The organism is Citrobacter sp. wls826 (assembly GCF_005281245.1).
GTDB classification, from domain to species: Bacteria; Pseudomonadota; Gammaproteobacteria; order Enterobacterales; family Enterobacteriaceae; genus Citrobacter; species Citrobacter braakii.
On record NZ_SZWS01000045.1, the window covers coordinates 11113 to 17684 of the forward strand.

General features: G+C 53.1%; 5 protein-coding genes. 1 reads left to right on the forward strand and 4 read right to left on the reverse strand.

All coding sequences use genetic code 11. The features are described from left to right. Positions 1-14: 14 nt before the first annotated feature. The 4 genes from FDW87_RS09635 to glnA form a co-directional block, all read right to left on the reverse strand. Complete coding sequence (locus tag FDW87_RS09635; RefSeq protein ID WP_003028631.1) at positions 15-125, reverse strand: YshB family small membrane protein; 111 nt, start codon at positions 123-125, stop codon at positions 15-17. 112 nt (positions 126-237) lie between these two features. Then, positions 238-1647, reverse strand: coding sequence for a nitrogen regulation protein NR(I) (gene glnG, locus FDW87_RS09640; protein WP_047357802.1), 1410 nt, complete (start codon positions 1645-1647; stop codon positions 238-240). 11 nt (positions 1648-1658) lie between these two features. Then, the gene (glnL, locus tag FDW87_RS09645; RefSeq protein WP_016155163.1) at positions 1659-2708 is read right to left on the reverse strand and encodes a nitrogen regulation protein NR(II); all 1050 of its coding nucleotides are present in this window, start codon (positions 2706-2708) and stop codon (positions 1659-1661) included. Positions 2709-2911: 203 nt separating this feature from the next. Then, the gene (gene glnA / locus FDW87_RS09655; protein WP_003028638.1) at positions 2912-4321 is read right to left on the reverse strand and encodes a glutamate--ammonia ligase; all 1410 of its coding nucleotides are present in this window, start codon (positions 4319-4321) and stop codon (positions 2912-2914) included. Between the two features lie 380 nt (positions 4322-4701). Between glnA and typA the strand changes: the two genes are divergently transcribed. Continuing rightward, positions 4702-6525, forward strand: coding sequence for a ribosome-dependent GTPase TypA (gene typA, locus FDW87_RS09660; protein ID WP_008786988.1), 1824 nt, complete (start codon positions 4702-4704; stop codon positions 6523-6525). Positions 6526-6572 lie beyond the last annotated feature (47 nt).

Here is a 6572-nt window from a genome sequence, read left to right on the forward strand (position 1 = left end):
ACCCGACAAACCCGCTAGCTGAACAGCCCAACCAGCGCCGCACACAGCACGGCGGCAACCGCAGTTTGTGGCGTATGGCTTTCAACCGCACCACTCGATAGCAGATTTATCATTGATTCCAGCATGATGACTTCCCCCCGTTTGCCGGGCACGATCATACTTAACTCATCGGAACAGTAAAGCGCAAAATAGCAGCAATTTGCGCTCAATTATCAATCTTTACACAGTGACCGATCGTCACTCCATTCCGAGTTCTTTTAACTTTCGCGTCAAGGTATTACGGCCCCAACCGAGCAGCCGTGCCGCTTCCTGTTTATGCCCCTGGGTATGACGTAGCGCGGTGGTCAGCAGCGTGCGCTCCATCTCCGGTTGAGCCTCTGAAAGCAGGTTTTGATGACCGGAACGTAATGCCCGATCCGCCCACTGTGCCAACAGGGTTGCCCAACTGTCTGGCTGCATATGGGACGGTGCGTCAGGCACGGTGGTTTCAAACAGTTCGGTCGGTAAGTCCTGAATGAGTACTTCCTGTCCGGCGGCCATTACGGTTAACCAGCGACAGGTATTCTCAAGCTGACGCACGTTTCCCGGCCATGACAGACGGGTGAGCGCCGCCTCGGTTTCAGTGTGTAATTGCTTGGCTTCTACTCCCAGTTCGCGGGCGGCCTCCTGCAGGAAATGACGCGCCAGGCGTGGGATATCTTCCCGACGTTCGCGCAGTGGCGGCAGATGCACCCGGATGACGTTCAGGCGATGGAATAAGTCCTCACGGAATTTGCCTTCCTGCACCCGCAGTTCCAGGTTCTGGTGCGTGGCGGCGATAATACGTACGTCCACCTTCACAGGCGCATAACCGCCAACGCGGTAAAACTGTCCATCGGCTAATACGCGCAATAAGCGTGTCTGCACGTCCAGCGGCATATCGCCAATTTCATCGAGGAACAGCGTGCCGCCGTCTGCCTGTTCAAAGCGCCCCTGACGAATCGTATTTGCCCCGGTAAACGCCCCTTTTTCATGGCCAAACAGCTCAGACTCGATCAAATCTTTCGGAATAGCAGCCATGTTCAGCGCGATAAACGGTGCTTTGACGCGCGGACTATGACGGTGCAACGCATGGGCGACCAGCTCTTTACCGGTCCCGGACTCTCCGTTAATCAATACGCTGATTGAAGAACGGGACAGGCGACCAATAATGCGAAAGACGTCTTGCATTGCCGGTGCTTCGCCGATGATGTCGGTTGTTGGGCCGTTGATTTGAATATTACGCGGCTGCTGCTGTTCCTGATAATGGCTGATGGCGCGTTCGACCAGCGCCACGGCTTCATCAATATCAAAAGGTTTGGGCAGATAATCAAACGCCCCTTGCTGGTAGGCGCTGACGGCAGCATCCAGATCGGAGTGTGCGGTCATTATGATGACCGGAAGCATCGGATGCCGCTGTTTGATCTGTTTTAACAGCGTCAGGCCGTCCATGCCCGGCATGCGGATATCCGACAGCAGTACGTCCGGCGTTTTGCTGGCCAGCGCGTCCAGTACCTCTTTACCACTCTCAAATGTAGTGCAGCTTAGTCCTGCCCCTGCGAGCGCACGTTCAAGCACCCAACGGATGGAACTATCGTCATCAACTACCCAGACTATTCCTCGTTGCATAAACGTCACCTTTATTTCCTGATAGGCAGGTAAACCGAGAACTCGGTATGACCCGGCCAACTGGTAAATTCAATTTTGCCGGAATGTTGATCAATCAAATTACGGGCGATGGATAATCCAAGGCCGGTACCGCCTTCGCGACCGCTGACCATTGGGTAGAACAGCGTGTCCTGCAAATGCGAGGGAATTCCCGGACCGTTATCCTCAACATCAATCCTCGCCGCCAGACGATAACGCATACCGTGCAGCGTGAGCTGAAACGCGGTGCGGGTACGCAGAATAATCTCGCCGCCTTCCGGTCCCAGCGCCTGCAAAGCATTGCGCACGATGTTCAGCAAAACCTGCTCGATCTGGTCCGGGTCGTGCAGTAATTCAGGCAGACTCGGGTCGTAATCACGAATCAGCGTGACGTTTTCCGGCAGCTCCATCGAGACCAGAGCCACCACGCGCTCCGCCACTTTGTGGATACTTTCTGTGACGTGCATTCCCGGCTGTTGTGGTCCCAGCAAACGGTCGACCAGATTACGCAGGCGGTCGGCCTGCTCAATAATGACTTTGGTATATTCGGTCAGCGCCGGGTCCGGAAGCGCTTTACTGAGCAGTTGCGCCGCGCCGCGTAATCCACCCAGCGGGTTTTTAATTTCGTGCGCCAGGCCGCGCACCAGATCGCGGGCAGCAATCTGCTGGGCGTGCTGGAGCTGTTCCTGGCTCAGACGGCGCTGGTTATCCATTGGCGCCATCTCCAGCAGGATAAGGCCATCAGGCAGCCTCTGAGCGGTCACAGAGAGGATATGTGAGTGGCTATCTATCACCAGCGTCACTTCGTTATCCGTAAAGCCCTGGCCTGCTTCCAGGCTCTCTCGCATCAGCCCGATGTTTAAGGAGAAATAACTCAACAGATCGGGAAGTGGGGTACCAAACAGTTTGCGGGAGCTTTGGGCGAGCAGCTGTTGTGCCGCCGGGTTGGCGTAATGTACCGCCAGCTCATCGTCGACGAGTAAGATGCTGTTGATTAAAGAATTGAGGATCTGCCCAGCATCGGGCAGCGTGCCGGTTGCCATTCAGCAGTCTCCTGAAAAGTGTTGCACCAATTTAGTGCATTATAGCTTTTTACATCAAAAAAGCGCGAGGAAGCAGGTTGTTAGTGGAGAAAAAAGCCCATCCTGGGATGGGCTAAAAGTTCCACGGCAACTTAAAGACTCTATATTTTTCTTGCTACAGCCGCGTGGGTCGCAACAAGAAATCTACGGAGTATTGGTACTAATTAAACGCTGTAGTACAGCTCAAACTCTACCGGGTGCGGAGTCATACGCACGCGGTCATCTTCTTCGCGACGCAGCGTAATGTACGCATCGATCGCTTCATTGGTGAACACGCCGCCTGCAGTCAGGAACTCACGGTCCAGATCCAGTTCTTTCAGTGCTTCTTCCAGAGAACCAGCAACCTGTGGGATCTCTTTCGCTTCTTCCGGCGGCAGGTCGTACAGGTTTTTATCCATGGCTTCGCCCGGGTGGATCTTGTTCTTAATACCGTCAAGACCCGCCATCAGCAGTGCTGCGAAGCACAGGTACGGGTTAGCAGCCGGGTCCGGGAAACGCACTTCGATACGACGCGCTTTCGGAGAAGCCACTACCGGAATACGGATAGAAGCAGAACGGTTACGGGCAGAGTAAGCCAGCATTACCGGCGCTTCGTAGCCTGGGACCAGACGCTTGTAAGAGTTGGTGGTTGGGTTAGCCAGGGCGTTGATCGCTTTAGCGTGTTTGATTACGCCGCCGATGTAGAACAGCGCCTGCTCAGACAGACCCGCATATTTGTCGCCAGAGAACAGGTTTACGCCGTTCTTGGACAGAGACATGTGGCAGTGCATACCGGAACCGTTATCGCCAAACATAGGTTTTGGCATAAAGGTCGCGGTTTTACCGAAACGGTGAGCGACGTTGTGAACCACATATTTGTAGATCTGAATTTCGTCCGCTTTTTTGGTCATGGTGTTAAAGCGGGTCGCGATTTCGTTCTGACCTGCGGTCGCCACTTCGTGGTGATGCGCTTCAACAACCAGGCCCATTTCTTCCATGATCAGACACATGGTAGAACGGATGTCCTGAGAAGAATCTACCGGAGGAACCGGGAAGTAACCGCCTTTCACGCCAGGACGGTGACCTTTGTTACCACCTTCGTATTTGGTGGAGGAGTTCCATGCGCCTTCGATGTCATCGATAGCCACGTGGGAACCGGAAATGGACGCGCCGAAACGGATGTCGTCAAACAGGAAGAACTCTGGCTCAGGCCCGAACAGAACGGTGTCTGCGATGCCGGTAGAACGCAGATACTCTTCAGCGCGTTTAGCGATGGAGCGCGGGTCGCGGTCGTAGCCCTGCAGCGTACCTGGTTCCAGGATATCGCAACGGATGATCAGGGTGGACTCTTCATAGAACGGGTCGATAAGTGCAGTAGACGCATCTGGCATCAGAACCATGTCTGATTCGTTAATGCCTTTCCAGCCACCGATTGAGGAGCCGTCAAACATTTTGCCTTCTTCAAAGAATTCGGCATTTACCTGATGAGCAGGAATAGTGACGTGCTGTTCTTTACCTTTGGTATCAGTGAAGCGTAAATCAACAAACTTCACTTCGTGTTCGTTCAGCATCGTCAAAACGTGTTCAGCGGACATACTTACTCTCCCGGATTGGTCATGGTCGTCGTGGTAACGAAGTCTTCAATTCTGCAAAAAATTGGCCGTGTCGCCGTAAAAAATATAAAGCGAAATCTGTGCCAACTTTTAAATTGCCCCTAAAAGGCGTTATCATGCGCACTATCGTGCAAAGGGGCTGCACCATGAAGGTTGTATTGCACCATTATAGTGCTTTAATGTGAACATTAAGCACCATATTGGTGCAAAGCATGTCAGATTACCCCTTTTAACGCTCCGTGAATGTGATCACAAAGAAACTCTGCAATACTTGTTTGCGGAGGATGTTTGTGATCCTGTTTTGTACTGCGATTAATCCGTGTACAATAACGCGCTATTTCTAAAATGCCTGAGGCAAAGTTGTGATCGAAAATTTGCGTAACATCGCCATCATCGCGCACGTAGACCATGGTAAAACGACCCTGGTAGACAAGCTGCTCCAACAATCCGGTACGTTCGATGCACGTGCTGAAACCCAAGAGCGCGTGATGGACTCCAACGATTTGGAGAAAGAGCGTGGGATTACCATCCTCGCTAAAAACACCGCTATCAAATGGAATGACTACCGTATCAACATCGTTGATACCCCAGGGCACGCCGACTTCGGTGGTGAAGTTGAACGTGTAATGTCCATGGTCGACTCCGTGCTGCTGGTGGTGGATGCAATGGATGGTCCGATGCCGCAGACGCGCTTCGTGACCAAAAAAGCCTTTGCCCATGGCCTGAAGCCAATTGTTGTTATCAACAAAGTTGACCGCCCTGGCGCGCGTCCTGACTGGGTTGTTGATCAGGTATTTGACCTGTTCGTTAACCTCGACGCTACCGACGAGCAGCTGGACTTCCCGATCGTTTACGCTTCCGCGCTGAACGGTATCGCAGGTCTGGATCACGAAGATATGGCTGAAGACATGACTCCGCTGTATCAGACCATCGTTGATCGTGTTCCGGCTCCAAGCGTAGACCTTGATGGCCCGCTGCAGATGCAAATCTCTCAGCTGGACTACAACAACTACGTTGGCGTAATCGGCATCGGCCGTATCAAACGCGGTAAAGTTAAACCGAACCAGCAGATCACTATCATTGATAGCGAAGGCAAAACCCGTAACGGTAAAGTCGGTAAAGTTCTGACCCATCTGGGTCTGGAACGTATCGAGAGTGATATTGCCGAAGCGGGCGATATCATCGCGATCACCGGTCTGGGCGAACTGAACATCTCCGACACCATCTGCGACCCGCAGAACGTCGAAGCGCTGCCGGCTCTGTCCGTTGATGAACCGACCGTAACCATGTTCTTCTGCGTAAACACCTCCCCGTTCTGTGGTAAAGAAGGTAAGTATGTTACCTCTCGTCAGATCCTTGACCGCCTGAACAAAGAGCTGGTGCACAACGTTGCGTTGCGCGTTGAAGAAACCGAAGATGCGGATGCGTTCCGTGTATCCGGTCGTGGTGAGCTGCACCTGTCTGTTCTGATCGAGAACATGCGTCGTGAAGGTTTCGAAATGGCGGTTTCCCGTCCGAAAGTAATCTTCCGCGAAATCGACGGCCGTAAACAAGAGCCGTTCGAAAACGTAACGCTGGACGTAGAAGAGCAGCATCAGGGTTCTGTCATGCAGGCTCTGGGTGAGCGTAAAGGCGACCTGAAAAACATGAATCCAGATGGCAAAGGCCGCGTACGTCTTGACTACGTGATCCCAAGCCGTGGTCTGATCGGCTTCCGTTCAGAATTCATGACCATGACTTCCGGTACCGGTCTGCTGTACTCCACCTTCAGCCACTACGACGATGTTCGTGCGGGTGATGTGGGTCAGCGTCAGAACGGCGTACTGATCTCCAACGGCCAGGGTAAAGCAGTTGCGTTCGCACTGTTCAGCCTGCAGGACCGCGGTAAGCTGTTCCTGGGTCACGGTGCTGAAGTTTACGAAGGCCAGATCATCGGTATTCACAGCCGCTCTAACGACCTGACTGTAAACTGCCTGACCGGTAAGAAACTGACCAACATGCGTGCGTCCGGTACTGACGAAGCAACGGTTCTGGTTCCGCCGGTTAAGATGACTCTGGAGCAGGCTCTGGAATTCATCGATGACGACGAACTGGTAGAAGTTACCCCAACCTCTATCCGTATCCGTAAGCGTCACCTGACTGAAAACGATCGTCGCCGTGCAATGCGTGGCGCGAAAGAAGAGTAATTAACGCTCTTTCTCAGGTAAGCATAAAAAAGCCGCTGATTTCAGCG